At 69.5% G+C, this 25,500-nt stretch carries 29 protein-coding genes; 12 read left to right on the top strand and 17 right to left on the bottom strand.

Annotated elements, in window-relative coordinates:
* Window position 1: 1 nt before the first annotated feature.
* From E5S66_RS03605 to E5S66_RS03595, 3 genes are all read right to left on the bottom strand, one after another.
* The gene (locus tag E5S66_RS03605) at window positions 2-1,567 is read right to left on the bottom strand and encodes a GNAT family N-acetyltransferase (RefSeq protein WP_138347558.1); all 1,566 of its coding nucleotides are present in this window, start codon (window positions 1,565-1,567) and stop codon (window positions 2-4) included.
* A 147-nt stretch (window positions 1,568-1,714) separates the two neighbouring features.
* Entirely contained in the window at window positions 1,715-3,172 is a 1,458-nt protein-coding gene (gene aceF, locus E5S66_RS03600) for a dihydrolipoyllysine-residue acetyltransferase (RefSeq protein ID WP_138347556.1), read from the bottom strand.
* Window positions 3,173-3,263: 91 nt separating this feature from the next.
* A complete protein-coding gene (locus tag E5S66_RS03595; RefSeq protein WP_246037141.1) occupies window positions 3,264-4,154 on the bottom strand; it encodes a DMT family transporter in 891 nt (296 codons plus the stop codon).
* 54 nt (window positions 4,155-4,208) lie between these two features.
* Between E5S66_RS03595 and E5S66_RS03590 the strand changes: the two genes are divergently transcribed.
* Both E5S66_RS03590 and E5S66_RS03585 read left to right on the top strand, forming a co-directional pair.
* Window positions 4,209-4,691, top strand: coding sequence for a YajQ family cyclic di-GMP-binding protein (locus tag E5S66_RS03590; RefSeq protein ID WP_138347554.1), 483 nt, complete (start codon window positions 4,209-4,211; stop codon window positions 4,689-4,691).
* 67 nt (window positions 4,692-4,758) lie between these two features.
* Complete coding sequence (locus E5S66_RS03585; RefSeq protein WP_246037140.1) at window positions 4,759-5,295, top strand: DUF1415 domain-containing protein; 537 nt, start codon at window positions 4,759-4,761, stop codon at window positions 5,293-5,295.
* A gap of 16 nt (window positions 5,296-5,311) precedes the next feature.
* On the opposite strand, the gene E5S66_RS03580 is transcribed toward E5S66_RS03585, so the two are convergent.
* The 4 genes from E5S66_RS03580 to E5S66_RS03565 form a co-directional block, all read right to left on the bottom strand.
* Window positions 5,312-6,013 (bottom strand): pseudouridine synthase, encoded by a 702-nt coding sequence (locus E5S66_RS03580; protein ID WP_138347550.1) that lies wholly within the window; start codon window positions 6,011-6,013, stop codon window positions 5,312-5,314.
* Complete coding sequence (locus tag E5S66_RS03575; protein ID WP_138347548.1) at window positions 6,010-7,068, bottom strand: class I SAM-dependent methyltransferase; 1,059 nt, start codon at window positions 7,066-7,068, stop codon at window positions 6,010-6,012. Before E5S66_RS03575 ends, E5S66_RS03580 begins: the two co-directional genes overlap by 4 nt.
* Before the next feature lie 127 nt (window positions 7,069-7,195).
* Window positions 7,196-7,645: a hypothetical protein gene (locus E5S66_RS03570; RefSeq protein ID WP_138347546.1), complete on the bottom strand. Its 450-nt coding sequence runs from the start codon at window positions 7,643-7,645 to the stop codon at window positions 7,196-7,198.
* On the bottom strand, window positions 7,642-8,208 hold the full coding sequence (locus E5S66_RS03565) for an RNA polymerase sigma factor (protein ID WP_138347544.1): 567 nt from the start codon (window positions 8,206-8,208) through the stop codon (window positions 7,642-7,644). Before E5S66_RS03565 ends, E5S66_RS03570 begins: the two co-directional genes overlap by 4 nt.
* A gap of 132 nt (window positions 8,209-8,340) precedes the next feature.
* On the opposite strand from E5S66_RS03565, the gene E5S66_RS03560 reads away from it, so the two are divergent.
* The 3 genes from E5S66_RS03560 to E5S66_RS03550 all read left to right on the top strand — a co-directional run bounded on the left by E5S66_RS03560 (window position 8,341) and on the right by E5S66_RS03550 (window position 9,617).
* Window positions 8,341-8,667 (top strand): hypothetical protein, encoded by a 327-nt coding sequence (locus tag E5S66_RS03560; protein WP_138347542.1) that lies wholly within the window; start codon window positions 8,341-8,343, stop codon window positions 8,665-8,667.
* 45 nt (window positions 8,668-8,712) lie between these two features.
* The gene (locus E5S66_RS03555; protein ID WP_138347540.1) at window positions 8,713-8,991 is read left to right on the top strand and encodes a DUF3297 family protein; all 279 of its coding nucleotides are present in this window, start codon (window positions 8,713-8,715) and stop codon (window positions 8,989-8,991) included.
* Between the two features lie 71 nt (window positions 8,992-9,062).
* Window positions 9,063-9,617, top strand: coding sequence for a DUF3016 domain-containing protein (locus E5S66_RS03550; protein WP_138347538.1), 555 nt, complete (start codon window positions 9,063-9,065; stop codon window positions 9,615-9,617).
* Window positions 9,618-9,665: 48 nt separating this feature from the next.
* Here E5S66_RS03550 and E5S66_RS03545 read toward each other — a convergent pair whose 3' ends face one another.
* From E5S66_RS03545 to E5S66_RS03530, 4 genes are read right to left on the bottom strand one after another with little or no spacing between them, the layout of a single operon-like run.
* Window positions 9,666-10,937, bottom strand: coding sequence for an RNA polymerase sigma factor (locus E5S66_RS03545; protein WP_138347536.1), 1,272 nt, complete (start codon window positions 10,935-10,937; stop codon window positions 9,666-9,668).
* Window positions 10,938-10,982: 45 nt separating this feature from the next.
* Entirely contained in the window at window positions 10,983-11,390 is a 408-nt protein-coding gene (locus tag E5S66_RS03540; protein WP_138347534.1) for a VOC family protein, read from the bottom strand.
* Between the two features lie 34 nt (window positions 11,391-11,424).
* Window positions 11,425-11,871 (bottom strand): VOC family protein, encoded by a 447-nt coding sequence (locus E5S66_RS03535; RefSeq protein ID WP_138347532.1) that lies wholly within the window; start codon window positions 11,869-11,871, stop codon window positions 11,425-11,427.
* 32 nt (window positions 11,872-11,903) lie between these two features.
* The gene (locus tag E5S66_RS03530; protein WP_138347530.1) at window positions 11,904-12,323 is read right to left on the bottom strand and encodes a YciI family protein; all 420 of its coding nucleotides are present in this window, start codon (window positions 12,321-12,323) and stop codon (window positions 11,904-11,906) included.
* Window positions 12,324-12,486: 163 nt separating this feature from the next.
* Here E5S66_RS03530 and E5S66_RS03525 point away from each other — a divergent pair, with 163 nt between their 5' ends.
* From E5S66_RS03525 to E5S66_RS03500, 6 genes are all read left to right on the top strand, one after another.
* Complete coding sequence (locus E5S66_RS03525; RefSeq protein WP_138347528.1) at window positions 12,487-12,864, top strand: YciI family protein; 378 nt, start codon at window positions 12,487-12,489, stop codon at window positions 12,862-12,864.
* A 95-nt stretch (window positions 12,865-12,959) separates the two neighbouring features.
* Window positions 12,960-13,811, top strand: a complete 852-nt coding sequence (locus E5S66_RS03520) for a DNA ligase (RefSeq protein ID WP_138347526.1) — start codon at window positions 12,960-12,962, stop codon at window positions 13,809-13,811.
* 122 nt (window positions 13,812-13,933) lie between these two features.
* On the top strand, window positions 13,934-15,190 hold the full coding sequence (locus tag E5S66_RS03515) for a sensor histidine kinase (protein ID WP_138347524.1): 1,257 nt from the start codon (window positions 13,934-13,936) through the stop codon (window positions 15,188-15,190).
* Complete coding sequence (locus E5S66_RS03510) at window positions 15,183-15,971, top strand: LytR/AlgR family response regulator transcription factor (RefSeq protein ID WP_138347522.1); 789 nt, start codon at window positions 15,183-15,185, stop codon at window positions 15,969-15,971. The genes E5S66_RS03515 and E5S66_RS03510 overlap by 8 nt, the downstream gene beginning before the upstream one ends.
* Before the next feature lie 23 nt (window positions 15,972-15,994).
* Window positions 15,995-16,360, top strand: a complete 366-nt coding sequence (locus tag E5S66_RS03505) for a hypothetical protein (protein ID WP_138347520.1) — start codon at window positions 15,995-15,997, stop codon at window positions 16,358-16,360.
* A 27-nt stretch (window positions 16,361-16,387) separates the two neighbouring features.
* Window positions 16,388-16,975: an acyl carrier protein phosphodiesterase gene (locus E5S66_RS03500; RefSeq protein WP_138347518.1), complete on the top strand. Its 588-nt coding sequence runs from the start codon at window positions 16,388-16,390 to the stop codon at window positions 16,973-16,975.
* A gap of 13 nt (window positions 16,976-16,988) precedes the next feature.
* Here E5S66_RS03500 and E5S66_RS03495 read toward each other — a convergent pair whose 3' ends face one another.
* Window positions 16,989-17,189: a hypothetical protein gene (locus E5S66_RS03495; RefSeq protein ID WP_138347516.1), complete on the bottom strand. Its 201-nt coding sequence runs from the start codon at window positions 17,187-17,189 to the stop codon at window positions 16,989-16,991.
* A 150-nt stretch (window positions 17,190-17,339) separates the two neighbouring features.
* Here E5S66_RS03495 and E5S66_RS03490 point away from each other — a divergent pair, with 150 nt between their 5' ends.
* Window positions 17,340-18,545 carry a serine hydrolase domain-containing protein gene (locus tag E5S66_RS03490; RefSeq protein WP_171033459.1) on the top strand — a complete coding sequence of 402 codons (1,206 nt, stop codon included), beginning with the start codon at window positions 17,340-17,342 and terminating at the stop codon, window positions 18,543-18,545.
* Between the two features lie 6 nt (window positions 18,546-18,551).
* On the opposite strand, the gene E5S66_RS03485 is transcribed toward E5S66_RS03490, so the two are convergent.
* The 5 genes from E5S66_RS03485 to E5S66_RS03465 form a co-directional block, all read right to left on the bottom strand.
* Window positions 18,552-19,454, bottom strand: coding sequence for a TrmH family RNA methyltransferase (locus E5S66_RS03485; protein ID WP_138347514.1), 903 nt, complete (start codon window positions 19,452-19,454; stop codon window positions 18,552-18,554).
* Window positions 19,447-22,581, bottom strand: coding sequence for an efflux RND transporter permease subunit (locus E5S66_RS03480; RefSeq protein ID WP_138347512.1), 3,135 nt, complete (start codon window positions 22,579-22,581; stop codon window positions 19,447-19,449). The genes E5S66_RS03485 and E5S66_RS03480 overlap by 8 nt, the downstream gene beginning before the upstream one ends.
* A gap of 3 nt (window positions 22,582-22,584) precedes the next feature.
* Window positions 22,585-23,670, bottom strand: a complete 1,086-nt coding sequence (locus tag E5S66_RS03475; RefSeq protein WP_138347510.1) for an efflux RND transporter periplasmic adaptor subunit — start codon at window positions 23,668-23,670, stop codon at window positions 22,585-22,587.
* A 118-nt stretch (window positions 23,671-23,788) separates the two neighbouring features.
* On the bottom strand, window positions 23,789-24,160 hold the full coding sequence (locus tag E5S66_RS03470; RefSeq protein ID WP_138347508.1) for a hypothetical protein: 372 nt from the start codon (window positions 24,158-24,160) through the stop codon (window positions 23,789-23,791).
* 233 nt (window positions 24,161-24,393) lie between these two features.
* Entirely contained in the window at window positions 24,394-25,398 is a 1,005-nt protein-coding gene (locus E5S66_RS03465; RefSeq protein ID WP_028838688.1) for a class I fructose-bisphosphate aldolase, read from the bottom strand.
* Window positions 25,399-25,500: the final 102 nt, after the last annotated feature.

Below are 25,500 nucleotides of genomic sequence, written 5' to 3'. Positions count from 1 at the left end.
GTCACTCGTGGTTGTCTTTCACTGCCCAGGTGGTCTGGTACAGGTCGTGGCGGCGATCCTTGAGGTTGAGCACCGTGCCATTCGCACGGAACTCGACCAGCGTGTCCAGCCGCAGGTCGGCGAACGCGACCTGCTCGGTGTTCTCGGTGCACAGCGCGGCGATGCCGTCCGGCGGGAACGGAAAGTCGCAGGGAGTGAAGATCCCGCTCTGCGCGTACTGGATGTCGAAATTGTTGACCCCCGGCAGGTTGCCGACGTTGCCCGAGGTAATGACGTAGCACTGGTTCTCGACCGCCCGCGCCTGGCAGCAGTAGCGCACCCGCAGGTAGCCCTGGCGGATATCGGTGCAGAACGGCACGAACAGCAGCAGCGCGCCTTGGTCGATGAGGTGCCGCGCCAGTTCGGGGAACTCGGAGTCGTAGCAGATCATCACCCCGATCGGGCCGCAGTCGGTAAGGATCGCTGCGGCGCGCTCGCCCCCTGCGATCTTCCACCAGTGACGCTCGTTCGGCGTGGGATGCAGTTTTTCCTGGGTGTGCAGGGAGCCGTCGCGCAGCGCCACGTAGCAGACGTTGTGGATGTCGCCGTCCTCCACGTAGGTCGGGTGCGAGCCACCGATGATGTTGATGTTGTAGGCCACCGCGAGGCGCTTGAGCAGCTCGCGGAACTGCTCCGTGTACTGCGTCAGCGTGCGCAGCGAATCCGCTGGCGACAGTGGCGCGTTGGCGACCGACAGCAATTGCAGGGTGAACAACTCCGGGAATACCACGAAGTCGCTGCGGTAGTCGGCGGCGATGTCGACGAAGTACTCGACCTGCTGCGCGAACTCGGCGAAGTCCGCGATGCGGCGCTGCTGGTATTGCACCGTGGCCACGCGCACCCTGTCCGGCAGCGCGCCCCGCTCCTGCTGCAGGCGAACCACCGCGTTCTCCGACCGCTTGGGGTTGCGCCAGATCAGGCGCACGCCATGGCCCATCGAATCGGCGTCGCTGGGCAGGTAGTCCCGCATCACGCCCTGCGCCACGAACCCGTTGCGCAACTGGAAACTGAGGGTGGCATCGCGCACCTGCGCGGATTCCACCGCTGCCACGTAAGCCTCCACGCTGCCGTGCTGGCGCAACTTGCGCTTGAGCCCCGGCAAGCGGCCCACGAACACGATGCCCTTCAACTGCAGTGACTGGCACAGCTTCTTGCGCAGGTCATACAGGCGACGGCCGATGCGCAGTCCGCGATAATCCGGGTGCACGCAGACTTCCATGCCGTACAGCCAGTCGCCATGCGGATCGTGGCGGGCCGCATAGCCACCTGCGGTGATTTCACGCCACGTGTGCGGCGCCATCGCGGTGGCCTCGTCGATGCGGAAGGTGGCGCAATGGCCGACGATGGTGCCGTCGTACTCCGCGACGAACTGGCCTTCCGGAAAGTGGCCCAGTTGCCCGCGCACCATGTCCTGGCTGTATCCGGAGCCATAGACGCGCACGGACAGCGCCACAACCCCGGCCAGATCCGCAGGCTCCAGGGGGCGGATCAACAGGCGCGCCTTATCGTCTTGCGTGGTCAGCATCAAGCAATCCTTGTTGTCATGCCCCGGCGACCGCTACCTGGGTCGGCGGGACGGGCCGTGCAACAACCAGCGATGCGCCCGGTCGCATCCCCATGCGTGTACGCGGGGACGCCCGGTTCGCGATGGGTCGGGCCAAGGCGGCAATCGCCGTTACAGGACCGCACGCCGAAGATCTCCCAGCAGTTGTGCGAGGTAGGCGGTGAAACGCGCGGCAGCGGCGCCGTCGATCACCCGGTGGTCATAGCTCAGCGACAGCGGCAGCATCAGCCGCGGCTTGAACTTCTCGCCGTTCCAGACCGGCTTCATTTCCGACTTGGACACGCCGAGGATGGCCACTTCCGGCGCATTGATGATCGGCGTGAACGCGGTGCCGCCGATACCGCCCAGCGAGCTGATGGTGAAGCAGCCGCCCTGCATCTGCTCGGGCTTGAGCTTGCCGTCGCGCGCCAGCGCCGCCAGTTCGCCCATTTCCTTCGCGATCTGGGCGACGCCCTTCTGGTCGGCGTCGCGCAGCACCGGCACCACCAGCCCGTTCGGGGTGTCGGCGGCGAAACCGATGTGGAAATACTGCTTGAGGACGAGGTTGTCGCCGTCCAGCGAAGCATTGAAGGTCGGGAATTTCTGCAGCGCCGCCACGCAGGCCTTGATCAGGAAGGCCAGCATGGTCAGCTTGCCGGCCTTGCCCGCGGCGATGGCCTTGGCGTTCTCCTCGTTGAGCGCAACGCGCAACGCTTCCAGCTCGGTGATGTCGGCATCGTCGTGCTGGGTGACGTGCGGGATCATTGCCCAGTTCCGCGCGAGGTTGGCGCCGGAAATCTTCTGGATGCGCGACAGCGGCCTGGTTTCGATGGCGCCGAACTTGGCGAAATCCACCTTCGGCCACGGGATGAGGTTGAGCCCGCCGCCAGCGCCGGAAGCCGCCACCGGCGCGGCGATGCCGCCGGCCAGCGCCGCCTTGACGAATTTCTGCACGTCTTCCCTGGAGATGCGGCCACCGCGCTCGCTGCCGCTGACCTGCCCGAGGTCCACGCCCAGCTCGCGCGCGAACAACCGCACCGCCGGGCTGGCGTAGGGCACCTTGGCCGGCAGCACCGCGTCGGCCTCGAAGCGCATCGGCGGGATGCCCGGCTGGCCGGGTTCGGCCACCGGCGCCAAGGCCGGTACCGGCGCGCCGCTTTCGACCACCACCGGGGCAGGTGCAGGTGCAGGGGCAGGCTTCGGCGCTTCAGCCGCTGGCGCTGGCGTGGGAGCCGGCGCGGCCGGCGCGGCGACGGCTGGCGCGGCATCGGCAGCTTCGATGACCGCCACCACCGCGCCCTCGGACACGGTGTCGCCCAGCTTCACCTTGACCTCCTTGATCACGCCGGCGAACGGCGACGGCACTTCCATCGTCGCCTTGTCGGACTCCAGCGTGACCAGGCCCTGATCCTTGGCCACGGTGTCGCCGGGCTTGACCAGCAGTTCGATCACCGGCACGTCACCGTGCCCGCCGATGTCGGGGACGCGCGCTTCCTTCAGCTCGGCCATGGCCGGAACTCCGCTCGTGGGGAAAGCGCCATGGGAACATATCGCGGCGCCCGCCACAAATCGCAGCGCAGCAATTCTCATGTTTTATCCGGGCAATTTATTGATGCACCCAGTATTCACACGAAAAACGTCGCTGCGCCCGCGAAAACCGCCAATTCCACCCCCGGCGAAATTAGGGGTGCTCGGCCTCCACGTGTACCCGCTCGCGGCGCAACAGGTACAGCCCGCTGGCAATGATGATGCCGGCACCGGCCCAGGTGACGGCATCCGGCAACACGCCCCAGACCAGCAGGTCCAGGCCCACGCCCCAGACCAGCGCGGTGTATTCCAGCGGCGCGACCAGCGAGGCTTCGCCCACCCGGAACGCCTCGGTGATGGCGTACTGGCCCAGCGCACCGGCCACGCCGATCGCGGCGACGATCCACAGATGCTCGCCGCCTAGCGGCACCCAACCTGGCGCGGCCAGCGCGCCCGCGCCCAGCGCCATCAACGCCAGCAGCCAGAAGGTGATCGCCTGCGTGCTGTCGGTACGCGCCAGCACCCGCACGGTGATCGCCGACACCGCATAGCCGAAGGCGGCCAGCAGCACCGCGCCACCGGCCAGCGTGAGCATGCCCTGCCCGGTCGGCCGCAGCACCACCAGCACGCCGAGCAGGCCGATGCCGATCGCCGTCCAGCGCCGCGGCCCCACCCGTTCGCCGAGAAACGGCACCGACAGTGCAGTGATCAGCAGCGGCGCGACGAAGAAGATCGAATAGGCCGTGGACAGCGGCAGCGTCTTCAGCGCGTACACGAAGCTCGCCATCATCGCGATGCCCAGCGCGCCGCGCAGCAGGTGCAGCGGCCAGCGTACCCGCAGCAGCGCGCGCGGGCCGGCGGTGGCCAGCGCCCAAGCCAGCACCAGCGGCAGCGAGGACAGGCCGCGCAGTGCCGCCACCTGGAACGGCGGGTAGTGCGCAGCCAGCGTCTTCAGCCCCGCATCCATCAGCGAGAACAGCGCCACCGAGGCCAGCATCAGCCAGATGGCGCGGCGTGGGTGCGGGTCAGGCGTCGTGGGGGGCATCGGCATCCACCCAGCATGCGGTAACCTGCCCGCCCCGTCACCGTGCCGAATGCCATGCCTTCTTTCGACATCGTCTCCGAAGTGGATACCCACGAACTCACCAACGCGGTGGACCAGGCCAGCCGCGAGCTGACCACCCGGTTCGACTTCAAGGGCGTGGACGCCAAGTTCGTCCTCGATGGGAACGTCATCAGCCAGTCCGCGCCCAGCGATTTCCAGCTGCAGCAGATGACCGACATCCTGCGCGCGCGGCTGATCGCGCGGAAGATCGACGTGCGCTGCCTGGAGTTCGGCGACATCGAGACCAACCTGGCCGGCGCGCGCCAGAAGGTCACGGTCAAGCAGGGCATCGAGCGCGAGCTGGCCAAGAAGATCCAGGGCGCGCTCAAGGACGCCAAGCTGAAGGTCGACTCCCAGATCAACGGCGACAAGCTGCGCGTCACCGGCAAGAAGCGCGATGACCTGCAGGCGGCGATGGCGCTGCTGCGCGCGCAGGAATTCGAGCTGCCGCTGCAGTTCGACAATTTCCGTGACTGATTCGCGCAGACATCCACCAGGCGCGACGACTGACAACCCCCAGGACGCCGCACCAGACGCCGGAACCATCGAAGCTGACGTCCGCCGCTGGCTGGAGCGAGCGGTGATCGGGCTGAATCTGTGCCCGTTCGCGAAGGCGGTGCATGCAAAGCAGCAGGTGCGGATCGTGGTCAGCGACGCGACCACCGAGCGCGCGCTGCTGGAGCAGCTCGGCGAGGAGCTGGCGCTGTTGCGCGACACCCCGGCGGAGACCATCGACACCACCCTGCTGGTGCATCCGCAGGTGCTGGGCGACTTCCTGGACTACAACGACTTCCTCGACGACGCCGACGGCCTGGTCGAGGCGATGGACCTGGACGGCGTGCTGCAGGTTGCCAGCTTCCATCCCGACTACCAGTTCGCAGACAGCGCGCCGGACGACCCGGCCAACCTCACCAACCGCGCCCCCTGGCCGATCCTGCACCTGCTCCGCGAAGCCAGCATCGACCGTGCGGTGGCTGCGTATCCGGAGCCCGATGCCATCATCGAACGCAACATCGCGACTGTGCGGGAGTTAGGATTCGAGGGGTTCCGCGCGCTGCTGGCTGACAAAGCAACGCATTGACCGGCGAAGCCGCGGATCAGGTCGCGAACAGCTGTTCGCGGTCACCCTCACCCAACATCCGCCATTCGCCCGCCGGCAGATCGTCCAGCGCAAGCCCACCCACCCGCTCGCGATGCAGCGCCGCGACGTGGTTGCCGACCGCGGCGAACATCCGCCGCACCTGGTGGTAGCGCCCCTCGTGCAGGGTCAGCCGCGCGCTGCGCGGACCCAGCACCTCGAGCCTCGCCGGCAGCAGCGGGGTCTTCTCGCCTTCGAGCATCAGCGTGCCGCTGGCGAAGACCGCCCCCTCGTCGCCGCGCAGGTCATCCGCCAGCGTCGCCAGGTAGACCTTCGGCAGCTTGGATTTGGGCGCGATGATCCGGTGCAGCAGCTGGCCGTCGTCGGTCAGCAGCAGCAGGCCGGAAGTATCGCGGTCGAGCCGCCCCACCGTCGAAAGCGCCGGGCTGCGCAGGCGGTAGCGCGGCGGCAACAGGTCGTACACCACCCGCCCGCGATCCTTGGTGGAACAGGTGTAGTCCACCGGCTTGTGCAACATCAGCAGCATGCCCGGCGGCGGATCCAGCGGCTCGCCGTCAACGCGCACGGCGTCGTGATCGAGCGGATCGTCCGCGTACAACACCTCGCCGGCGGCGTTGCTGATGCGGCCTTCGCGGAACAGCCACTGCACGTCCTTGCGGCTGCCGTAGCCGAGGTTGGCGAGGTGTTTCAGCAGCTTCATGCCTTCACCGCATGCACGATCTTGAAGCCGCCGTTCTGCGCCACGCTGCGCACCTGCGCGAAGCCCGCGCCCAGCGCATCCTCGTAGGGAAGATGGCGGTTGGCGACCAGCCACAGGCTGCCGCCGGGTGCCAGCGCAGCCGCGGCGGCGGCGATGAAGGCGCGACCGATGTCGGGGCGATCACCGCGCCCCAGCGCATGGAATGGCGGGTTGCAGACGATGGCGTCGAAACGTCCCGGCACGCCCGCTTCGACATCGTGCCAATGCAGGTTCACCGGCACCCTGGCATCGGCGAGGTTGCGCCGCGCCAGCGCCAGCGCGCGCGCGTCGGCTTCGAACAGATCCAGCGAGGCAATGCGCGGGCAGCGCGCCAGCAGCTGCATCGACAGATAGCCCCAGCCGGCGCCGAAGTCAGCCACGCGGCCATGCAGGTCAGCCGGCAACACGGCGGCCAACATCGCCGAAGCGGCGTCCACGCGGTCCCAGGCGAACACGCCGGGCCGGCTCAGGAAACCTTCACCGGGCACATCCTGCGCGGCGACCCGGCGCGGGGCATCCAGCTGCCGCCACTGCGCCAGCAGCGCCTTGTCGCAGGCGGTATCCGGCTGGGTCCAGAACGTGCGGCAATGGTATTTGCTCAGCGAGCTGACGCTGCCGCAGGCCAGCTGTTTCAGATCAGCCTCGCGCGATTTCGCGCCCTCGTCGTTGGCCACCGACGCCACCACCCTGCCGCCCGGCGCGACCGCCGCGCAGGCCTTCGCCAGCAGCGCGCGTGCTTCTTCGCGCTGGCGTGGCGGCAGCACCAGCACCAGCGGGTATGTCGCCTCCGGCAAGGCGTCCTCGTCCAGCAGGTCGATGCCGAGGCGCTGCAGGCGCACGGCCTCCGGCCGGAACGGCTGGGTCGCGGCCAGCCCGGGCGGGCGCGCCGCGTGCAGGGCCGCGCCCTCGCGGGCACGCAGGAACAGCACGCTGCCGGCTTCCGGCCGCTGCAGCAGGCCATCGGCAAAGGGGTGCAGCAGGGCTTCGAGGGGGTTGTCGCGCTGGCTGGATGACATGCGCAAAGTCTACCGCGCAGGCGTCCCGGACCCGGCCAGACGATCAACGCGATGGCCGCGTTCCGGCGCCTGCGGGGCAGACGCGATCAACGGCAAACGCGATCCGGCAACGGTCGGCGCACCGGGATCAGCCAACCGCCGATGCCCGCCGTCGCAGCCCACCCATTCCCCAGTTGGCCAGCAGGCACAGCGCCGCCGCTGCGCACCAGCCCAGCGCATCGCGGCCGCCGGGCAGCACCAGCGCCAGATCCGCGGCCCAACCTCGGCCGTACCAAGCCACCACGCCCGCCGCCGACAGCGCAAACACCGCGCCCAGCCCGCGCAGCAGGCGCTGCTCCAGCAGCGTGGAGGCCTCGCGTCGGGCGCGCGCCAGGGCCGCCACCTGCGCGGCAAAGTCCGGCGGCAGCGCCACCGGCGGGGCGTCACGCAGGGCGCGGGCGATGCGCAGGTCACCAGTGTCGGCGTCGGGCTCGCCACGGCGGGCACGCTCCTGGGCCTGCCAGCGGCGGGCGTCGATGCCGGGCTCGGCCCGGTCGTGTTCGCGGCCGTGGTCGTGGTCGTGGTCTTGGATGCTCATGCGGCGACTCCGATGCGCGGGGCAAGCAGCTCGCGCAATCTGTTGCGGCTGCGGAACAGGTGGCTCTTGATCGTGCCGTCGGCCAGTCCGGTGATGGCGGCGATCTCGCCGATCGGCAGCTCTTCCAGATGGTAGAGCGTGAGGATCGTTCGCTGCAGTGGTGGCAGGCGCTCGATGGCGGCGTGCAGTTCGCGCTCGGCCTCGGCACCGGCATGCGCGGCGGCCAGGTCGAAGCCGTCGCCCACGTTGTCGAGCAGCGACACGCCGTCCTCGTCGCCCGCCGGCTCCGCCAGCGGGATGCGCTTGCGCTCCAGGTGCCGCTTCGCAACCGAATAGGCCACTTGCCCGATCCACGACTTCAGCGGGCTGTCGAAGCGGTACTGATGCAGGTATCGGTGCACGCGCAGGAACGCGTCCTGGCACAGCTCGCGGGTGTCCTCCGGGTGCCGCACCATGCGCTGGATCACGTGCCAGCACAGGCCCTGGTAGTCGCGCACCAGCTGCTCGAACGCGCCGGGGCGGTTTTCGAGCACGGCTTCGACAAGGGCGCGATCGGCATCCATCCCGCATGGGATACGGGTAGCTGCCCATCGGTTGCAAGTCTTTTGCGACGAAACGACTGCAACCGCCGATGGCCCGGCCGTATCCCTTTGCCCGAGCGGTGCATCACGCACCTTCCCACCCAGGACATACCCATGAACTTCGAATTGCTGATCCCGGTTTCCCTGTTCGCCTGCATCGCCTATTCCATCAAGGCGGTGGTCGATGCCCGCGTGCGCAAGCAGCTGGTGGCCAGCAACGGCGACCCGTCGCTGGTGCGCAGCATCCTGGAAGGCGATGAGACTTCACGCCGGCTGGCCTCGCTGCGCTGGGGCATCACCCTGGTGGCGCTGGCGCTGGGCTTCGGCATCGTCGAGGCGCGCGGCTGGCAGGACATCACCCCCGGCGTGATCGCGGTGCTGGTGGGCGCGCTGGGGCTGGGCAACCTGGCCTTCTTCGCGGTCTCGCGCCGGCTGCGCTGAGCCCGCTCCGGTATGCTGTCGGCCCCTCAAGGCCGACCGCACGCCATGACCGACAGCGCACGCGACACCCCGCCCGACCGCCTTTCCAACGACCCGCGCAGCCCGTTCTACGGCGCCGATCTGCTGGAGCGCGGCATCGGCATCCGCTTCAACGGCGTGGAGCGCAACAACGTCGAGGAATACTGCATCAGCGAGGGCTGGGTGCGGGTGCAGGCGGGCCGCGCGCTGGACCGCCGCGGCATGCCGATGACGATGAAGGTCAAGGGCAACGTGGAAGCGTGGTTCCTGGATAGCGCCGGCGAAGCCGAAACGCCGGCTGACTGATCGGCCCCGCGGGCCTCCCGCAGGCGTGGCGCCGGGCGCACACTGCGAATGGACCCAAGCGGAGAACGTCCATGCACGCCAAGCTCACTGCAGTTGCACTGACCCTTGCCTTGGCCGGCTGCGCTGCCGCCGGCGACAGCATGCTGGCCGCCGACGCGCCGCGGGCCCTGCCGGATACCGGCCCGGTCGCCGTGGCCTGGGCCGACCCCGCCAGCTTCGCCGAGCTGCGCTACAGCCGTAACCGCTACGACAGCGAGCGCGGCAGCTGGCTGACCGACCTGGCCAAGTACATGCGCAAGCGCGCCGAGGCGCAGCTGCCGGCGGGCGAGCGCCTGCAGTTCACCATTGTCGACGTGGACCGCGCCGGCGAGTACGAGCCGTGGCGCAGGCTGGACCAGCAGAACGTGCGGATCATCCGCAACATCTATCCGCCGCGCATGACCGTGCAGTTCCAGCACTTCGATGCCAGCGGCCAGCTGCTCGCGGAGGGGCAGCGCAGGATCACCGACCCGGCGTTCCTCATCAACGCCACGCCGTTCAACGACACCGATCCGCTGCGCTACGAAAAACGCATGATCGACAGTTGGCTGCGCCGCGAGTTCCGCGATCCGGTCGCCAGCCGCTGACCGCCGCCAGCGGTGCACGCGAAGCCGCCTGCGGGCGGCTTCGTCGTTTCAGGCGGATGCGCTGCAGGCGGCCGCGCGCGCCAGCAGCGCCTCGCGCTCGCGCGCATTGCCGGTCAACGTCGCCGCGCGTGCGAAGGCGGTGCGCGCTTCATCCAGCCGGCCCAGCTGCTGCAACAGGTCGCCGCGCACCGCCGGCAGCGGCGCGTAGTCACGCAGCTTCGGATCGCAGGCCAGCGCCTCCACGATCGGCAGCGCCGACGCCGCGCCCTGCGCCCGGCCCACCGCCACCGCGCGATTGAGTTCGACCACTGGCGACGGTGCCACCCGCATCAAACGCGCATACAGCGCCGCGATCCTCGCCCAGTCGGTGTCCTCGAAACGCGACGCACGCGCATGGCAGGCGGCCAGCGCGGCCTGCAGCGCGTAGGGGCCATCAGCTCCACCCAGCTGGCGCGCATGTTCCAGCGCCTGCAGGCCGCGCTGGATCTGCAGCCGGTCCCAGCGCGCGCGGTGCTGCTCGGCCAGCAGCACCGGCGCGCCGTCGGCCCGCGTCCGCGCGGGAATGCGCGAGGCCTGCAGTTCCATCAGCGCCAGCAGGCCGGACACCTCCGGCTCCGTGGGCAGCAACCCGGCCAGCACCCGCCCCAGCCGCAGCGCCTCCTCGCACAGCGCCGGGCGCATCCAGTCCTCGCCGCTGGTCGCGGCGTAGCCTTCGTTGAAGACCAGGTACAGCACCTCCAGCACCGCATCGAGGCGCTCCGGCAGCTCTGCCTTTCGCGGCACCTCGAACGGCACCCGTGCCGAGGCCAGCGCGCGCTTGGCGCGGACGATGCGCTGCGCCACCGTTGCTTCCTGCTGCAGGAAGGCGCGGGCGATCTCCGGCGTCGACAGCCCGCCCAGCAGGCGCAGGGTCAGCGCCACCCGCGATTCCATCGGCAGCACCGGATGGCAGCTGGCGAACACCAGCCGCAGCAGGTCGTCGCCGATGTCGTCGTCCGCGAAGCGCTGGGCATCGTCGCCCTGCATGTCGGCTCCGTACAGCGTCAGTTCGATGCCGAATTGGTCCTGCTTGCGCGCATGCAGCTGGCGCTGGCGGACGTGATCGATCCCGCGGTGCTTGGCCGCGGTCATCAGCCAGGCGGCCGGATTATCCGGCACGCCTTCGCGCGGCCAGCGCTCCAGCGCGGCCAGCAGCACGTCCTGCGCCAGCTCCTCGGCGGTGTCGATGTTGCCGGTGATGCGCGCCAGCCGCGCCAGCAGCTTCGGCGATTCCATCCGCCACAGGGCATCGAGGCGGCGATGGAGGTCATCGGCTTTCATCCCGCCGATGACACCATCGCCAGCCCCCGCCACGCAAGCACCCGCTTACTGGGCCGGCATCTGCGACATGTCCATATGGAACACGCCCCACTGGTGGCCGTCGAGGTCGACGAAGGCCCACGAGTACATGAAGCCCAGGTCTTCCGGCGCGTGGCCTTCGGTCGCACCCGCGGCGATCGCCTTGCGCACCAGCGCATCGACCTGCTCGCGGCTGTCCAGCGACAGCGAGAATAGCGCCTCGGTGGCTTTGCGCGGGTCGGTGATCGGCACCTTGGACAGGGTGGAAAAGAACGATTCGCCAACCAGCATCACGCTGGTCCGGTCGTTGATGACCAGCGCGGCGCCGTTTTCGCTGGTGAAGTCGGGGTTGAACGAAAACCCCAGCGCTTCGAAGAAATCGACGCTGCGATCGAGGTCCTTCACCGGCAGGGTGACGTAGAGATTGCGGGGCATGGTGGTCCTTTCCTGTGGGTGGCGGGATGTGCGGTCAGCCCTGCGCGGGCTTCCAGCCGGGGGCGGGAATGACATTGATCATCCACGGCACGCCGAACCGGTCCACCAGCGAACCGAAGCCGGGCGACCAGAACGTCTCGCCGAATGCCATTCCCGTCTTGCCGCCCGCGGACAGGCGATCGAACCAGCACCGGGCCTCGCTCGCATCTTCGGTGTGCAGGGTGACGTCGAATCCGTTCTTGGGCTTGTCCACGTTGGGCGCCCAGGCGGTGTCCATGTCGGCGCCCATCAACGCCTGGTCACCGACTTCCAGCCAGCAGTGCATCAGCCAGGTCTTGTACTTGTCGTCGGTGATCGGCATGTCCGGCGGCGCGTCGGCATACGGCATGGCGGCGGTGATCCTGCCGCCCAGGACCTCGGCATAGAACTCGAACGCTTCGCGGCATTGGCCCTGGAAGCTCAGGCTGGTGACGATTTTCATGACGCGCTCTCCTGTACTCGAATCGATTGTCATCAGTGCCCGAGGCGCTCGCGCAGGCGGTCTTCCTGCGCACGCAGCTCGGCGGTGAATTCAGCGCCGAAGTCCTCGGCCTCGAAGATCGGGCGGATCTCCAGTTCGGACGGGCCGGGCATCGGGTTGGGGCAGCGCTTGGCCCATTCGATCGCCTCGTCCAGCGAACGCACCTGCCACAGCCAGAAACCGGCGACCAGCTCGCGGGTCTCGGCGAAGGGCCCGTCGATTACCCGCCGCTGCGGACCCTCGAAAGCAACGCGCACGCCGCGCGAACTGGGATGCAGCCCTTCGCCGGCCAGCATCACGCCGGCGTTCACCAGCTCCTCGTTGAACCTGCCCATCGCCTCCAGCAGCTCCGTGCTCGGCATTGCGCCGATTTCGGAATCGGCGGTGGCCTTCACCATCACAATGACTTTCATGTCGGTCTCCGCGCGGGCGTGGGATTTCCCGCTTGCATGCAACACGACGGATGGCAGCAGACGGAATCGACACGCCGCGTGAAAAAAAATCCGCTGCCGCATTCAGTTTGTGCGCGGTCGCTGACCTCGGCATCATCGGGCGGCTCCCACCGCGGATCGCCCGATGCAATACCTGACCCTGATCCACATCGACCCGGCATTGCTGGCCGAACTGCCGCAGGACGAGTACGACCGGCTGATGCGCGGCTGCTTCGAGAAGGCTGATGCCCTGCGCGAGGCCGGCCACCTGCACGGCTCGCAGCAGCTGCTGGAACCGGACACCGCGCGCACCCTGCGCGTGCGCGAAGGCCTGGCGCGAATCACCGATGGCCCGTTCGCCGAAACCCGCGAGTTCCTGGCCGGCTTCAACCTGATCGAAGCCGGCTCGATGGACGAGGCCATGGAGATCGCCCGCCAGTTCCCGTGGGCGCGCTTCGGCAGCATCGAGGTGCGCCCGGTGCGCGACATGCAGGCTGTGCGCGAGCGCGTCGGCTCCGCCTGAACCGCGGCAAAGCCTGACCGGAAACCGCGCCGCGCGCCGACGGCGCCGCCGCTGCCCGCGCACGATGCTGGCCCCTCGCCACATCGAGCGCCGCCATGGAACCGCGCACCGCCCTGCTTGCCCTGCTGCTGTCGGCCGCCCTGCTGTCGCCGTCGCCCACCCTCGCCGCAACGCCACTGCCGGCGCCGATGCTGGCGACGCGCTTCCACCAGGTCGGCGATGTCGCCGGCTGGCTGGTCAGCGAAAAGCTCGACGGCGTGCGCGCCCGCTGGGACGGCCGCCGGCTGCTGACCCGCAACGGCGACCCCATCGATGCCCCCGGCTGGTTCACCGCCGGCTGGCCGGCACAGGCCATCGAGGGGGAACTGTGGATCGCGCGCGGCCGGTTCCAGCGCGCCAGCGATCTGGTGCGGGCGCTGCGCCCGGACGAAGCGGGCTGGCGGCAGATGCGCTTCATGGCGTTCGACCTGCCCGGCGACGCCGGCGTATTCGCGCAGCGCGCACAGCGCCTGCGGCTTCTGGTCGCCGCAACGAATGCGCCAACGCTGCGCGCCATCGCGCAGACCCGCGTCGCCAACCGCGCCGCGCTCGATGCGCAGCTGCGCGCGGTGGTGGCCGCGGGCGGCGAAGGATTGATGCTGCATCGCACGGATGGCCGATATGTGGGCGGGCGCAGCGACGGCCTGTTGAAGTACAAGCCGGTCGCCGATGCCGAAGCGCGGGTCATCGGCTATCGCCCCGGCCAGGGCAAATACGCCGGACAGGTCGGCGCGCTGCTGGTGGAAGACGCGCACGGGCGCCGCTTCGCGCTGGGCAGCGGTCTGTCCGACGCCGAGCGCCGGCAGCCGCCGCGTCCAGGCCAATGGGTCACCTATCGCTACAACGGCCTGACCGCGAAAGGCACGCCACGCTTCGCCCGCTACCTGCGCGTGCGCACGCGCGACTGACCGCGGCGCTCGCGGCGGACCGCGCCGGCTTCGTCGCCCCCGGCGTGGTTTCGTCGCAGTCCGGCTTCCAATGGCGCTGCACACGGCTATCCTCGCGGCAACTTCCCGCCTGCCGCATCCCCATGTTCAAAAGTGTTTTCTTCATCCTGCGCATCGGCATCGCCTGGGGGATTGCGACCATGCTGGTGGTCGCGCTGTATTCCGGACTGCCGCTGATCGGCCAGTTCCAGGCACCGGCGATCCTGTTCGCCTTCGGCACCATGGGACTGGTGATCGCGGGCGCGTTCTCGCATCTGCACCGGGTGCGGCTGATCGCCGGGCGCGTGGCGGACGAGACGCTGGACAACCGCCAGAAGCGCGTCATCGAAATCCCGCTGGAAGCCGGCGAGGCCTTCGACCTCGTCGATGCCGCGATCCGCGAGCTGCCCGGCGCCGAAGGCGTACGCAGCGCGCGCGACAGCCTGCAGGTGCGCGCGAAGATCGCCCGCCCGCACCTGTACGGCGAGCCGCCGCTGCAGCGCTGGAACCCCCTGCTGTGGTTCGCACCCGACCACAACCAGCTGCAGGCCACGGTCACCCCGGCGGGCGACAGCGGCCGAGTCACCCTGATCTGCGAGCCGGAAAGCCCGGCCTGGAGCGACTGGTTTCTGGTCGACGACGGCACCAACTTCGAGAACGCCGAAGCCATCGCCCGCGCGATCACCCGCCGCATCGGCGAACGCCGCCGCGGTGAGCGCGCCAGCGCCGCGCAGACCGCCACCGAGAAGGAACTCACCGAAGCCAAGCTGCACCTGCTGCATGCGCAGGTCGAGCCGCATTTCCTCTACAACACGCTGGCCAGCGCGCAGCTGCTGACCCGCAGCGACCCGGCCCGCGCCGAAGCGATGCTGGGCCACCTGATCCAGTACCTGCGCCGCTCGCTGCCCGACGCCAAGGACGACATGTCCACCCTGGGGGTGGAGCTGGAGCGCGCACTGGCGTACCTGGAAATCCTGAAGATCCGCATGGGCGACCGCCTGGCCGTGCAGGTGGACGTGCCGCAGGCGCTGCGGGCCACGACTCTGCCGGCGATGATGCTGCAGACGCTGGTGGAGAACGCGATCAAGCACGGGTTGGAGCCGCGCACCGGCGGCGGCACCGTATGGATCCGCGCGCGCCCGGACGATGGCGGCGTGGCGGTGACGGTGGCCGACGACGGCGAAGGCTTCAACAGCAAGACCAGCGGCACCGGCATCGGCCTGAAGAACGTGCGCGAGCGGCTGCGACTGCGCTACGCCGGCAGCGCCAACCTGTCTGTGATCGCCAACTTCCCCAGCGGCGTGGCGGCAACCATCACTGTTCCGGCGGCCGTGCCCTCGAACGGAGCCGGCCATGAATGAGATCAGCCAGAGCAAGCCCTGGACCTGCGTGGTCGCCGAGGACGAAGCGCTGCTGCGGCAGGCGCTGGTGGCCGAACTCCGGCGCGCCTGGCCCGGCCTGCAGGTAGTGGCCGAATGCGAGGACGGCGCCAGCGCGGTGGAATCGCTGGCCGAACACCAGCCCGACGTCGCCTTCCTCGACATCCGCATGCCCGGCCTGACCGGCCTGGAAGTGGCGCGGATCGCCACCGACGCCAGCCCGCGCACGCGGATCGTGTTCGTCACCGCCTACGACCAGTACGCCATCGACGCCTTCGAACACGGCGCCGTCGATTACCTGCTCAAGCCGGTCAAGCGCGAGCGGCTGGATGCCACCATCGAACGCCTGCAGGCGCGCGATGCGCTGCCTGACTCGGCCGCGCTGGCGGCGCTGCTGGATCGGCTGGGCGCGTTGCCCAAGCAGGCCGGCGCGGTGGAGCCATTGACGTGGCTGACCGCCAGCGCCGGCCGCGAAACACGCTTGATCCTGGTCGACGACGTGGCTTATTTCCGCGCCGACCAGAAATACACCACGGTGGTCACCGCGGACGGCGAGGCACTGCTGCGCAGCTCGCTGCGCGAACTGCTGCCACGGCTGGACGGCAACCTGTTCAAGCAGATCCACCGCGGCACCATCGTCAACCTGAAGGCCATCGCCGGCATCGTCCGCGACGACAGCGGGCGCGGCACGGTGCGGCTCAAGCACCGCCCGGAAACGCTGCTGGTCAGCCAGCCGTTCATGGCCCTGTTCAAGCACATGTGAGGCAACCCATGTTCAACCTCGGCATGACCAAGCTCGTCGCGCTGCTGCAGTTCCTGCTGGCCCTGGCCGGCTGCTCGCCGGGCGGCACCACCTGGACCAGCCGGGTGGACGCCGGGCCGGTGGCGCTGCACAGCAAGGCCAGCGTGCAGGACGGCGTGGCCCGGTTCGATTGCGTGCGCAGCAGCAGCGGCGCCTGCCACTACACCCTGTACCCGGACGCCTGCGGCGGCGATGCCGCCTGCCGGCTGGCGCCGCTGCAGCGCTTCAGCGTCGCCAGCGGCGACAGCCGCCAGCTGACCGGGATGGTCGGGTTCCGGCCCTGCGTGCGGCTGGACGATGTGCTGCCGGGCGCGGATTGCCATCCGGCCGCTGCCGGCGGCGCCGACTGAAGGCTGCCGCGCCGCTACCATCGGCGCATGAACTATCTCGCCCACGCCTGGCTGGCGCGGCATTCCGACGACGCCATCCTCGGCGCACTGCTCGGCGATTTCGTGTTCGGGCAGAGCGCACTGGCGGACTGGCCGCAGCCGGTGCGCGCGGAGATCGTGCGCCACCGCCGCATCGACCGCTATACCGATGACCATCCCGCGGTCACCGCCATGCGCATCGGGTTCGGGCCGCTGCGGCGCTATGCCGGGATCGTGCTGGACGTGTATTTCGACCACTGCCTGGCGCAGGGCTGGGCGCGCTGGAACGAGGCGCCGCTGGCGGCGTTCACCGCGCGCATCTATCGCATCCTGGACGAACGCCGCGTCCACCTGCCGCCGCGGCTGGCGGCGATCGCGCCGCGCATGGCCGCGCATGACTGGCTGGGCTCCTATGCCCGGCGCGAGAGCGTGGACGCCGCCGTGCGCGGCATCTCGACACGGCTCTCGCGCAACGGCGACCGGCTGCTGGCCTGCCTGGAGGTGCTGCACGCCAACGAAGGTGCGGCGCAGGCCACCTTCGAAACGTTTTTCCCCGACCTGATCGCGGCCGCCGGGGCATTGCGGGACGCTGGCTGAGCGTCCGTCGGGCTCAACGGCAGCGGAACAGGGCCGGCTGGCTGGCCACGTAGCTGCGGTTGCGGACATAGCCACTGCTGCGGCCATAGCCGATGCCGAACTCGCGCTCGCCGCGGCTGCGCGGCTGGAAGTCGCTATCGTTGGCACTGCGTTCGGCCTTGCGGCGCTCGACGAAAGCGGGGCTGCGGGGGATGCGGGTGGTGTTGGTGAACATGACGGCCTCCTGAATTGGTGTGCTGGTAATGTAATACACCGAATCATCATTACACATGGGCAGGAAGTCATGCATGGCGGTCCGTACCGGATCGGTTCAGCTAACCTGCAGGGCGCGCCGGCAGTCCGCCGGTCCCGACCGGAGCCCCGCATGACCCCGATCCGCCGACTGGCCGCGCTTTCCCTGCTGCTGGCCGCCGCCTGCGCCAGCGCCAGCGAACCGGTGGGCCGCGTCCGCGTCGCCTTCGACCGCGCAGGCGAAACCGCGGTTCGCGCCGAGGGTCTGGCCGACATCGGCAGCGCGCGCGCCCTGTCCGCCGACGACCCGGCGCGGGTGGCGTCGGTGAGCAAGCTGGTGACCACGATCGGCGTGCTGCGGCTGGTCGAGGCCGGCAAGCTTGAGCTGGATGCGGACATTTCCACCGCGCTGGGTTCCCCACTGCGCAACCCGGCCTTCCCGGACGTGCCGATCACCCTGCGCATGCTGCTGTCTCATACCTCCAGCCTGACCGACGCCGCCGGCTACTGGAACGTGCCGCTGGGCCAGGACATCGGCATCATCACCGGCAAGCCGCAGGCCTGGGACACGCAGCACGCGCCGGGCACGTTCTTCCGCTACACCAACCTCAACTTCCCGCTGGTGGCGCAGGCGATGGAGCACGCCACCGGCGAGCGCTTCGACCGGCTGATGCGGCGGCTGGTGCTGTTCCCGCTGGACATCGACGCCGGCTTCAACTGGTCCGGCAGCAGCGAGGCCGCGCTGGCCCGCGCGGTGGTGCTGTACGACGACCAGCGCCAGCCGCAGAAGGATGAACTGCACGGCCAGCGCCCGGCCTGCATGGTGATCGCGGCGGCCGATGGCAGCTGCGATCTGTCGCGCTGGCAACCCGGCCGGAACGGCACGCTGTTCTCGCCGCAGGGCGGGCTGCGCGTCTCGGCGCGTGGCCTGGCCCGGATCGGCCGGATGCTGCTCAACGATGGCGAGCTGGACGGCGTGCGCCTGCTTACGCCAGCCTCGGTGGCACTGCTGGACACGCCGGTGTGGCGCTTCGACGGCAGCAACGGCGTGATCGGCGAAGAAGACGAGCCCAACCGCGGCGGCTTCTTCTGCGCCTACGGCCTGGCCACGCAGCAGCTGGCGCAGGGCGACGGCAAGCGCTGCCGCGACGATCTGTTCGGCGATGGCCGCGCCCGCATCGGCCATAGCGGCAATGCCTACGGTCTGCTGTCGGGGCTGTGGATCGACCGCAAGGCCGGCACCGGCGTGGCCTATTTCGCCACCGGCGTGGCGAATGATTCCAGCGGTGCCCGCTCCAATTTCAGCGCCATCGAGGAACAGGGCGCCAGCGGCTGGTGATGCCGGTCAGCCGCGCGCCCAGGCCGCCAGCAGCACGGCGGTGGCCGCGGCCACGTTGAGGCTTTCCACCGCGCCGCTGCCTGGAATCGACAGGCGCAGGTCGCAGGCAGCGGCCAGCGCCGGCGACATGCCCTCGCCTTCCGCGCCCAGCACGTAGACCAGCCGGCGCGGCAGGCTTGCCTGGAACAGGTCGCTGCCGCCGCGCACCACGGTGGCGGCCAGCCCGAAACCGGCGCTGCGCAGCTGCGCGATGCTGTTGTCCTCGCGGCCCAGCCGCACCAGCGGCACCGCTTCGGCGCCGCCTTCCGCCACCCGCGCGGCGGCGCCTGACAGCGCCAGCGTGGCGTGCTTGGGCAGCAGGATCGCGGACACACCGAAGTGCGCGGCGCTGCGCAGGATCGCGCCGAGGTTGTGCGGATTGCCCACGCCGTCCAGCCACAGCGCGCACTGCGGCCCGGCCGGCAGGTCGCGCAGCCAGCTCGACAGCGGCAGCGGTTCCTCGCGCAGCACCTCCGCGACGACACCTTCGTGGTGGGCGCTGGCCGCGAGCTTCTGCAGGTCGGCGTCGTCCACCACCCTGTAGCCCACGCGGTTGGCCACGCACCACTTCAGCAGCGGCTGCAGCTGCGGGATGCGCGCTTCCAGCAGGTAGAGCTTGCGGATCGCCTGCGGCCGGTGCGCGAACACCGCCCGCACCGCGTTCAACCCGTGGATGCGCAGCTCCGCATCGCGACGCTCGCGCGCCGGATGCGGCGCGCCTTCCGCGCCGACGGCATGCGAAGAAGGCTCGTGCCGGGCCGGTTCGCGCCGGATCTTTTCCTGCGGCGAGGATTCGCGGCGCGGCGCGCCGTCGCGCGGCGGGCGCGGGCCACGCGGTTTCCACGGGGAACCACCGTCGCGATCATGCATGTCCGCCCACCTGCGGGGTTTCCGCTTCCAGTTGTTCCAACCGCTGCGCCAGCTCTTCCGGCGAATGCGTGTATTTCGCCAGCACCGCGTAGAACGCCGGCACCACGAACAGCGACAGCAGGGTGGAGAAGGCCACGCCGAAGATCACCACCACGCCGATGGTGGCGCGGCTGGCCGAGCCCGGCCCGCCGAAGATCACCAGCGGCACCGCGCCCATCACGGTGGCGATGGAGGTCATCAGGATCGGCCGCAGGCGCACCGCGGCGGCCTCGACGATGGCGTCGTGGATGGCACGGCCCTCGTCGCGCAGCTGGTTGGCGAACTCCACGATCAGGATGCCGTTCTTCGCCGCCAGCCCCACCAGCATCACGATGCCGATCTGCGAGAACAGATTGACCGTGCCGCCGGTGATCCACAGGCCCAACAGCGCGCCGAGCACGCCCAGCGGCACCGTCAGCATGATCACCAGCGGGTGCAGGAAGCTCTCGAACTGCGCGGCCAGCGCCAGGTACACGATCAGCAGCGCCAGCGCGAAGGTCACCAGCACCTCGCCGCCGGACTGCTGCAACTCACGCGACTCGCCCTTCCAGCTGATCTGCGCGTAGTCGGGCAGCGACGCACGCGCGGTGTCCTGCGCCCACGTCACCGCATCGCCGAGGGGATAGCCGGGCGCCAGGCGCGCGCTCAGGGTGATCGAACGCAACCGGTTGAAGCGGTTGAGCGTGCCCGGCTCGGCCACTTCGCGCAGCGTGACCAGGTTGGACAGCGGCACCAGCATGCCGCCGCGTCCGCGCACCTGCAGCGCATCCAGCGCCGCCACCGAATCGCGGCCGTCGCGGTCGGCCTGGATCTTGACGTCATATTCCTCGCCGTTGTCGACGAAGGTGGTGACGCGGCGGCCGCCCATCATCGTTTCCAGCGCGCGGCCGATATCGGTGGCCGACACGCCGAGGTCGGCTGCGCGCGCGCGGTCGATCACCACCCGCATCTGCGGGCGGGTTTCCTTGTAATCGGAATCCGGGCCGACGAAGCCGGGGTTGTCCGCCATCTTCGCCAGCATGATGTCGCGCCACTGCGCGAGCTCCTTGTAGTCCGGCCCGCCCAGCACCAGCTGGAACGGCTGGCCGCGGGTGCGCACCAGCCCGCCGCCGGCCATCGTGCGCACGCGCACGCCGGTGAGCCCGGAGAACTTCTTCTCCAGCTCGCTGGCCAGCTCCACCGTGCTCTTCTCGCGCTGGTCCCACGGCTGCAGGAAGATCATCGCGCGGCCGGTGTGCATCTCCTCGCTGGCACCGAAGCTGCCGGGCACGCGCGGGTTGGCGCGCAGGATCGGCTGGTCGGGGCCGGTTTCCTTCGCCAGGATCGCCTCGACCTTCTTCATCTGCGCCACGGTGTAGTCGAAACCGGCGCCCTCCGGGCCCTCCATCATCAGCTGGAACGAGCCGCGATCCTCGGTCGGCGCCAGTTCGCTGGGCAGCAGCTTGAACAGCAGCACCAGCGCGACCACCGCCGCCGCCATCAGCCCGCCGAACAGCCAGACCCGGTGGATATGCCGGTCCAGCACGCCGCGGTAGCCGCCGGCCAGGCGCTGGAAGCGCGCGTTGATCCATTCGCTGGCACGATTGCCGTGCACCGCGTGCGGGCCGGAATGCGGACGCAGCAGCTTGCTGGCCATCATCGGGGTCAGGGTCAGCGCGACGAAAGCGGAGATGGCCACCGCCGCCGCCAGCGCCACCGACAGCTCGCGGAACAGCCGGCCGGTATTGCCCTGCAGGAAACCCACCGGCAAGAACACTGCCACCAGCACCGCGGTGGTGGCCAGCACCGCGAACGCCACCTGCCTGGTGCCGCGGCGCGCGGCCACCAGCGCCGGCTCGCCGAGATCGACGCGGCGCTGGATGTTTTCCACCACCACGATCGCGTCGTCGACCACCAGCCCGATGCACAGCACCAGCGCCAGCAGGGTCAGCAGGTTGATCGAGAAGCCGAACGCGTACAGCGCGATGAACGAGGCGATCACGCACACCGGCACGGTCACCGCCGGGATCAGCGCCGCACGCGCGCTGCCGAGGAACAGCCAGATCACGATCAGCACCAGCACCACGGCTTCCAGCAGCGTCTCGTACACCCGCTCCACGGCTGCCGAGATGAAGGTGGTGCTGTCGTAGGCCACGTAGATGTCGGTGCCCTTCGGCAGGGTCGGGCGGATGCGTTCGGCCTGCGCCTTGGCTTCCTCGGCCACTTCCAGGCTGTTGGCGGTGGAAGTCTTGACGATGCCGATGCCCATCGCCGGCTCGCCATTGCTGTGGTAGTAGGCGCGCCGCTCGGTGGATTCCAGCGCCACCCGCGCCACGTCGCCCAGCTTCACCACGTAGCCGTCGCTGCCCTTGCCCAGCGGCATCTGCGCGAACGCCTCCGGGGTGGTGTAGTCGCGCGCCACCCGCAGGATGAAGTCGCGCTGGCTGGATTCCAGCCGGCCCGCGCCCAGTTCGACGTTCTCGGCCCGCAGCGCGCTTTCCACGTCGGCGGGCGTCAGACCGCGCGCGGCCAGTGCGTTGCCGTCCAGCCAGATCCGCATCGCGTAGCGCTGGCTGCCGCCGAGGAACACGCGGGCCACGCCCTGCAGGCTGGAGAAGCGGTCGACCAGATAGCGCTGGGCGTAGTCCGACATCTGCATCTGGTCCATCGTGGTGGACCGCAGGTTGAGCCACAGGATGGCGTCGGAATCGGCCTCGACCTTGCTGATCTCCGGCGCGTCGGCCTCTTCCGGCATGCGGTCGGCGACGCGGCTTACCGCGTTGCGCACGTCGTTGGCGGCGGCCTCGATATCGCGGCTGGCGTAGAACTCGATGCTGATCCGCGAGCTGCCGTTCTGGCTGTTGGAATCGATGGTGTTGATGCCCTCGATGCCGGCCAGCGCGTCCTCCAGCGGCTTGGTGATGCGGGTCTCGACCACGCCCGCCGACGCGCCGGGATAGCTCACCTGCACCGAGACGATGGGCGGGTCGATCGCCGGCAGCTCGCGCAGGGTCAGGCGCAGGAACGACATCGTGCCCAGCACGATCAGCAGCAGGCTCATCACCACGGCCAGCACCGGCCGCTTGATCGAAAGATCGGACAGCTTCATGGCTTACTTCTTCGCGCCGTCGGCCGCGGGCGCAGCGCCGCCCGGCGCCACTTTCGCGCCCGGCTGCAGCTTGCCGGTGCCCTCTACCACGATCTTCTCGCCGGCGCGGATGCCGTCCTTCAGCATCACCCTGCCGGGGATGCGGCCGCCCACCACCACGTCGGCCTTTTCCACCGTGCCGTCGTCCTTGACCCGCCAGACGAAGGTTTCGCTGCCGATCTGCTGCACCGCCAGTTCCGGCACCACGATGGCCGGGCGGGTGCCGCGCACCAGCGCCACGTCGATCAGCATGCCCGGCTTGAGCAGGCGTTCGGGATTGGGGAAGTCGCCGCGCACGGTGGCGGCGCGGGTGCCCGCGTCCAGCCGCGCCGACACGGTGCTGACGCTGCCGTCGAAGCTGCGTCCGGGGTAAGCGCCGGCTCGGCCGCTCAACGCCTGTCCGGGCGCGACCCCGGCCAGTTCGGTTTCCGGCACCGGGAAATCCACGTACACGCGGTCGATGGCGTCGAGGGTGGCGATCGCCGTGCCCGGCGTGACCAGCGCACCGGGGCTGACCTGGCGGATACCCAGCACGCCGGCGAACGGTGCGCGGATCACCCGGTCGGACAGGTTGGCGCGGATCTGCGCGGCCTGTGCGCGGGCGGCATCGCGGGCGGCGCGGGCGGTATCGAAGGCAGAACGCGCCACCAGCTGTTGACCCACCAGTTGTTGTTGGCGCTGGAACTGCTGCTCGGCTTCGCGCACCTGTGCTTCCGCCGAGGCCAGCAGCGCCTGCTGCTGCTGGCCGCTCAAAGTCACCAGCGCGGCGCCGCGCGCGACCTCCTGGCCACTTTCGAAATGCACCTGCTGCACGGTTTCGCTGACCTTGGCGGTCACCGTCACCGCCTCGTGCGCCTTGACCGTGCCCAGCGCACGCAGCGCATCGTTCCAGTCCTGTTCGCGCACCACCGCCACTTCCACCGGCACCGGCTGGTTGCCACGACCGCCGCCGGGGCCACCTGCGGCGGGGCCGTCCTGTTTGCCGCAGGCGGAAAGGGCAAACGCCGCGATCGCGGCGAACAGCAGGAAATGGCGGCGGATCAAAGGCATGGCGCGGCTCAGGCGGGGGGCTCGCGATTCTAGCCTTTGCCGATGACAACACTCCTGTGCCATCGGCTTGGCACGTCGCTGTCAACGCCGCGCCCGCTGGTGCGTTGCCGAGCGGCCGTCAGAGCCCGCCGAATGCCAGCCAGGCGGCCAGCGCCAGCAGCCCCAGCACGATCATCACCCAGCGCAGGCTGCCGGGCTTCTCGCCCATTTCCACGGTGGGCGGGTGCTTGTGCGTGCGCAGCGCCTGCAGCGCAGCCTGCGTCTGTGCATGCACCCGGGCGCCCTGTGTCTCGATGTTACCGGCGGCCTCGCGGGTAGAACTGCCCAATGCCTTCAGCGCGCGACGTTCGTTCTCGGCCTGGGCCTTGAACTGGTCCAGCGCCTGCCGCATCGCCGGCATCCCCGCCGCCCGCAGCAGGCCAGCCGCGCGCGTGCGGTCGCCGCCCGCCAACGCCTGCATCACCTGTTTCGCGAGATCCTCGTTCGCCATCATTGTCCCCGCGTTGATGCCGGAAGCATACGACGCAATCGCAGCAGGAAGGCAAAATGGAAAACGCCGGCACGGGGCCGGCGTTTTCATGTGGCTGGGATGACCACGCACTTGGCGGCTTCAGCTTTGCCATCCATGGCGGAACGCAACCGCCTTCGCACACCCCGGCCCGTACATCCATGTACGGGCGTTCGTGCCCGCAGCCGTTGCCTGATGGCAACAGCTAGGCGCGGTCACTCACCCCACTGCCCCAGCGCCGCCAGACCATTGGCCTTGGCGCGCTCGAACACGGTCTGCTGGGCCTTGGCGTAGTTGCCGGTCATGTCGGCGGCCCACAGCTTAAGCGCGGCCTGCTGCATGGCGCGGCCGTAAGAGAACGACAGCGGCCACGGGTTCGGGCCCATCCTGTTCATCGCGTCGAGGTGCGCGGTGGCGTCCTCGTCGCTCTGGCCGCCGGACAGGAACACGATGCCCGGCAGGATCGCCGGCACCGCCGACTTCAGGCACATCAGGGTGGACTCGGCCACTTCCTCGACCGTTGCCTGCTCGGCGCAGCCCTTGCCGGGAACGACCATCGAGGCCTTCAGGATGGTGCCTTCCAGCATCACGCTCTGGTTGTACAGCGCGTCGAACAGCGAGCGCAGCACCACCTCGGTGACTTCATAGCAGGTGCCGATGTCGTGGTCGCCGTCCATCAGCACTTCCGGCTCGACCATCGGCACCAGGCCCTGCTCCTGGCACAGCGCGGCATAACGCGCCAGCGCGTGGCTGTTGGCCTCGATGCAGGTGCCGGAAGGAATGTCGTCGCCGATGGTGATGACCGCGCGCCACTTGGCGAAACGGGCGCCAAGCTTGTAGTACTCCTTGAGGCGGTCGCGCAGGCCGTCCAGGCCTTCGGTCACCAGCTCGCCGGGGAAGCCGGCCAGCGGCACCGTACCCTTGTCCACCTTGATGCCCGGGATCATGCCGTTGTCGAGCATGTACTTGGCGAACGGCACGCCGTCCTTGGTGGACTGGCGCAGGGTTTCGTCGAACAGGATCGCGCCGGACAGGTACTGGTTGGCATTCGGCGCGGTCAGCAGCAGCTCGCGGTAGGCGCGGCGGCTTTCCTCGGTGCAGTCGATGCCGACGCCGTCGAAGCGCTTCTTGCAGGTGGCGGAGGATTCGTCGATCGCGATGATGCCCTTGCCCGGGGCCACCATGGCGCGGGCAGTTTCGGCGAGTTGTTCGATACTCATGGCGTGCGGCTCGGCTGGCGGAAGAATCACCAATTATAGCCGGCCAGCCAACCGCCTTTCCCGCACCAACCGCCGTCGGGCAGGCACCGCCTTGGCCCAGCC

The sequence above is a fragment of the Thermomonas fusca genome (assembly GCF_005862345.1).
Lineage (GTDB): Bacteria > Pseudomonadota > Gammaproteobacteria > Xanthomonadales > Xanthomonadaceae > Thermomonas > Thermomonas fusca.
Note: the sequence above shows the minus strand (reverse complement) of the source record. Positions and strands in the feature narration are given on the sequence as shown.

Coding starts and splice junctions, on each gene's coding strand:
- aceF (WP_138347556.1), bottom strand. CDS start 3,172: ATGAGAATTGCTGCGCTGCGATTTGTGGCGGGCGCCGCGATATGTTCC.
- E5S66_RS03595 (WP_246037141.1), bottom strand. CDS start 4,154: ATGCCCCCCACGACGCCTGACCCGCACCCACGCCGCGCCATCTGGCTG.
- E5S66_RS03590 (WP_138347554.1), top strand. CDS start 4,209: ATGCCTTCTTTCGACATCGTCTCCGAAGTGGATACCCACGAACTCACC.
- E5S66_RS03580 (WP_138347550.1), bottom strand. CDS start 6,013: ATGAAGCTGCTGAAACACCTCGCCAACCTCGGCTACGGCAGCCGCAAG.
- E5S66_RS03575 (WP_138347548.1), bottom strand. CDS start 7,068: ATGTCATCCAGCCAGCGCGACAACCCCCTCGAAGCCCTGCTGCACCCC.
- E5S66_RS03570 (WP_138347546.1), bottom strand. CDS start 7,645: ATGAGCATCCAAGACCACGACCACGACCACGGCCGCGAACACGACCGG.
- E5S66_RS03565 (WP_138347544.1), bottom strand. CDS start 8,208: ATGGATGCCGATCGCGCCCTTGTCGAAGCCGTGCTCGAAAACCGCCCC.
- E5S66_RS03560 (WP_138347542.1), top strand. CDS start 8,341: ATGAACTTCGAATTGCTGATCCCGGTTTCCCTGTTCGCCTGCATCGCC.
- E5S66_RS03555 (WP_138347540.1), top strand. CDS start 8,713: ATGACCGACAGCGCACGCGACACCCCGCCCGACCGCCTTTCCAACGAC.
- E5S66_RS03550 (WP_138347538.1), top strand. CDS start 9,063: ATGCACGCCAAGCTCACTGCAGTTGCACTGACCCTTGCCTTGGCCGGC.
- E5S66_RS03545 (WP_138347536.1), bottom strand. CDS start 10,937: ATGAAAGCCGATGACCTCCATCGCCGCCTCGATGCCCTGTGGCGGATG.
- E5S66_RS03540 (WP_138347534.1), bottom strand. CDS start 11,390: ATGCCCCGCAATCTCTACGTCACCCTGCCGGTGAAGGACCTCGATCGC.
- E5S66_RS03535 (WP_138347532.1), bottom strand. CDS start 11,871: ATGAAAATCGTCACCAGCCTGAGCTTCCAGGGCCAATGCCGCGAAGCG.
- E5S66_RS03530 (WP_138347530.1), bottom strand. CDS start 12,323: ATGAAAGTCATTGTGATGGTGAAGGCCACCGCCGATTCCGAAATCGGC.
- E5S66_RS03525 (WP_138347528.1), top strand. CDS start 12,487: ATGCAATACCTGACCCTGATCCACATCGACCCGGCATTGCTGGCCGAA.
- E5S66_RS03520 (WP_138347526.1), top strand. CDS start 12,960: ATGGAACCGCGCACCGCCCTGCTTGCCCTGCTGCTGTCGGCCGCCCTG.
- E5S66_RS03515 (WP_138347524.1), top strand. CDS start 13,934: ATGTTCAAAAGTGTTTTCTTCATCCTGCGCATCGGCATCGCCTGGGGG.
- E5S66_RS03510 (WP_138347522.1), top strand. CDS start 15,183: ATGAATGAGATCAGCCAGAGCAAGCCCTGGACCTGCGTGGTCGCCGAG.
- E5S66_RS03505 (WP_138347520.1), top strand. CDS start 15,995: ATGACCAAGCTCGTCGCGCTGCTGCAGTTCCTGCTGGCCCTGGCCGGC.
- E5S66_RS03500 (WP_138347518.1), top strand. CDS start 16,388: ATGAACTATCTCGCCCACGCCTGGCTGGCGCGGCATTCCGACGACGCC.
- E5S66_RS03495 (WP_138347516.1), bottom strand. CDS start 17,189: ATGTTCACCAACACCACCCGCATCCCCCGCAGCCCCGCTTTCGTCGAG.
- E5S66_RS03490 (WP_171033459.1), top strand. CDS start 17,340: ATGACCCCGATCCGCCGACTGGCCGCGCTTTCCCTGCTGCTGGCCGCC.
- E5S66_RS03485 (WP_138347514.1), bottom strand. CDS start 19,454: ATGCATGATCGCGACGGTGGTTCCCCGTGGAAACCGCGTGGCCCGCGC.
- E5S66_RS03480 (WP_138347512.1), bottom strand. CDS start 22,581: ATGAAGCTGTCCGATCTTTCGATCAAGCGGCCGGTGCTGGCCGTGGTG.
- E5S66_RS03475 (WP_138347510.1), bottom strand. CDS start 23,670: ATGCCTTTGATCCGCCGCCATTTCCTGCTGTTCGCCGCGATCGCGGCG.
- E5S66_RS03470 (WP_138347508.1), bottom strand. CDS start 24,160: ATGGCGAACGAGGATCTCGCGAAACAGGTGATGCAGGCGTTGGCGGGC.
- E5S66_RS03465 (WP_028838688.1), bottom strand. CDS start 25,398: ATGAGTATCGAACAACTCGCCGAAACTGCCCGCGCCATGGTGGCCCCG.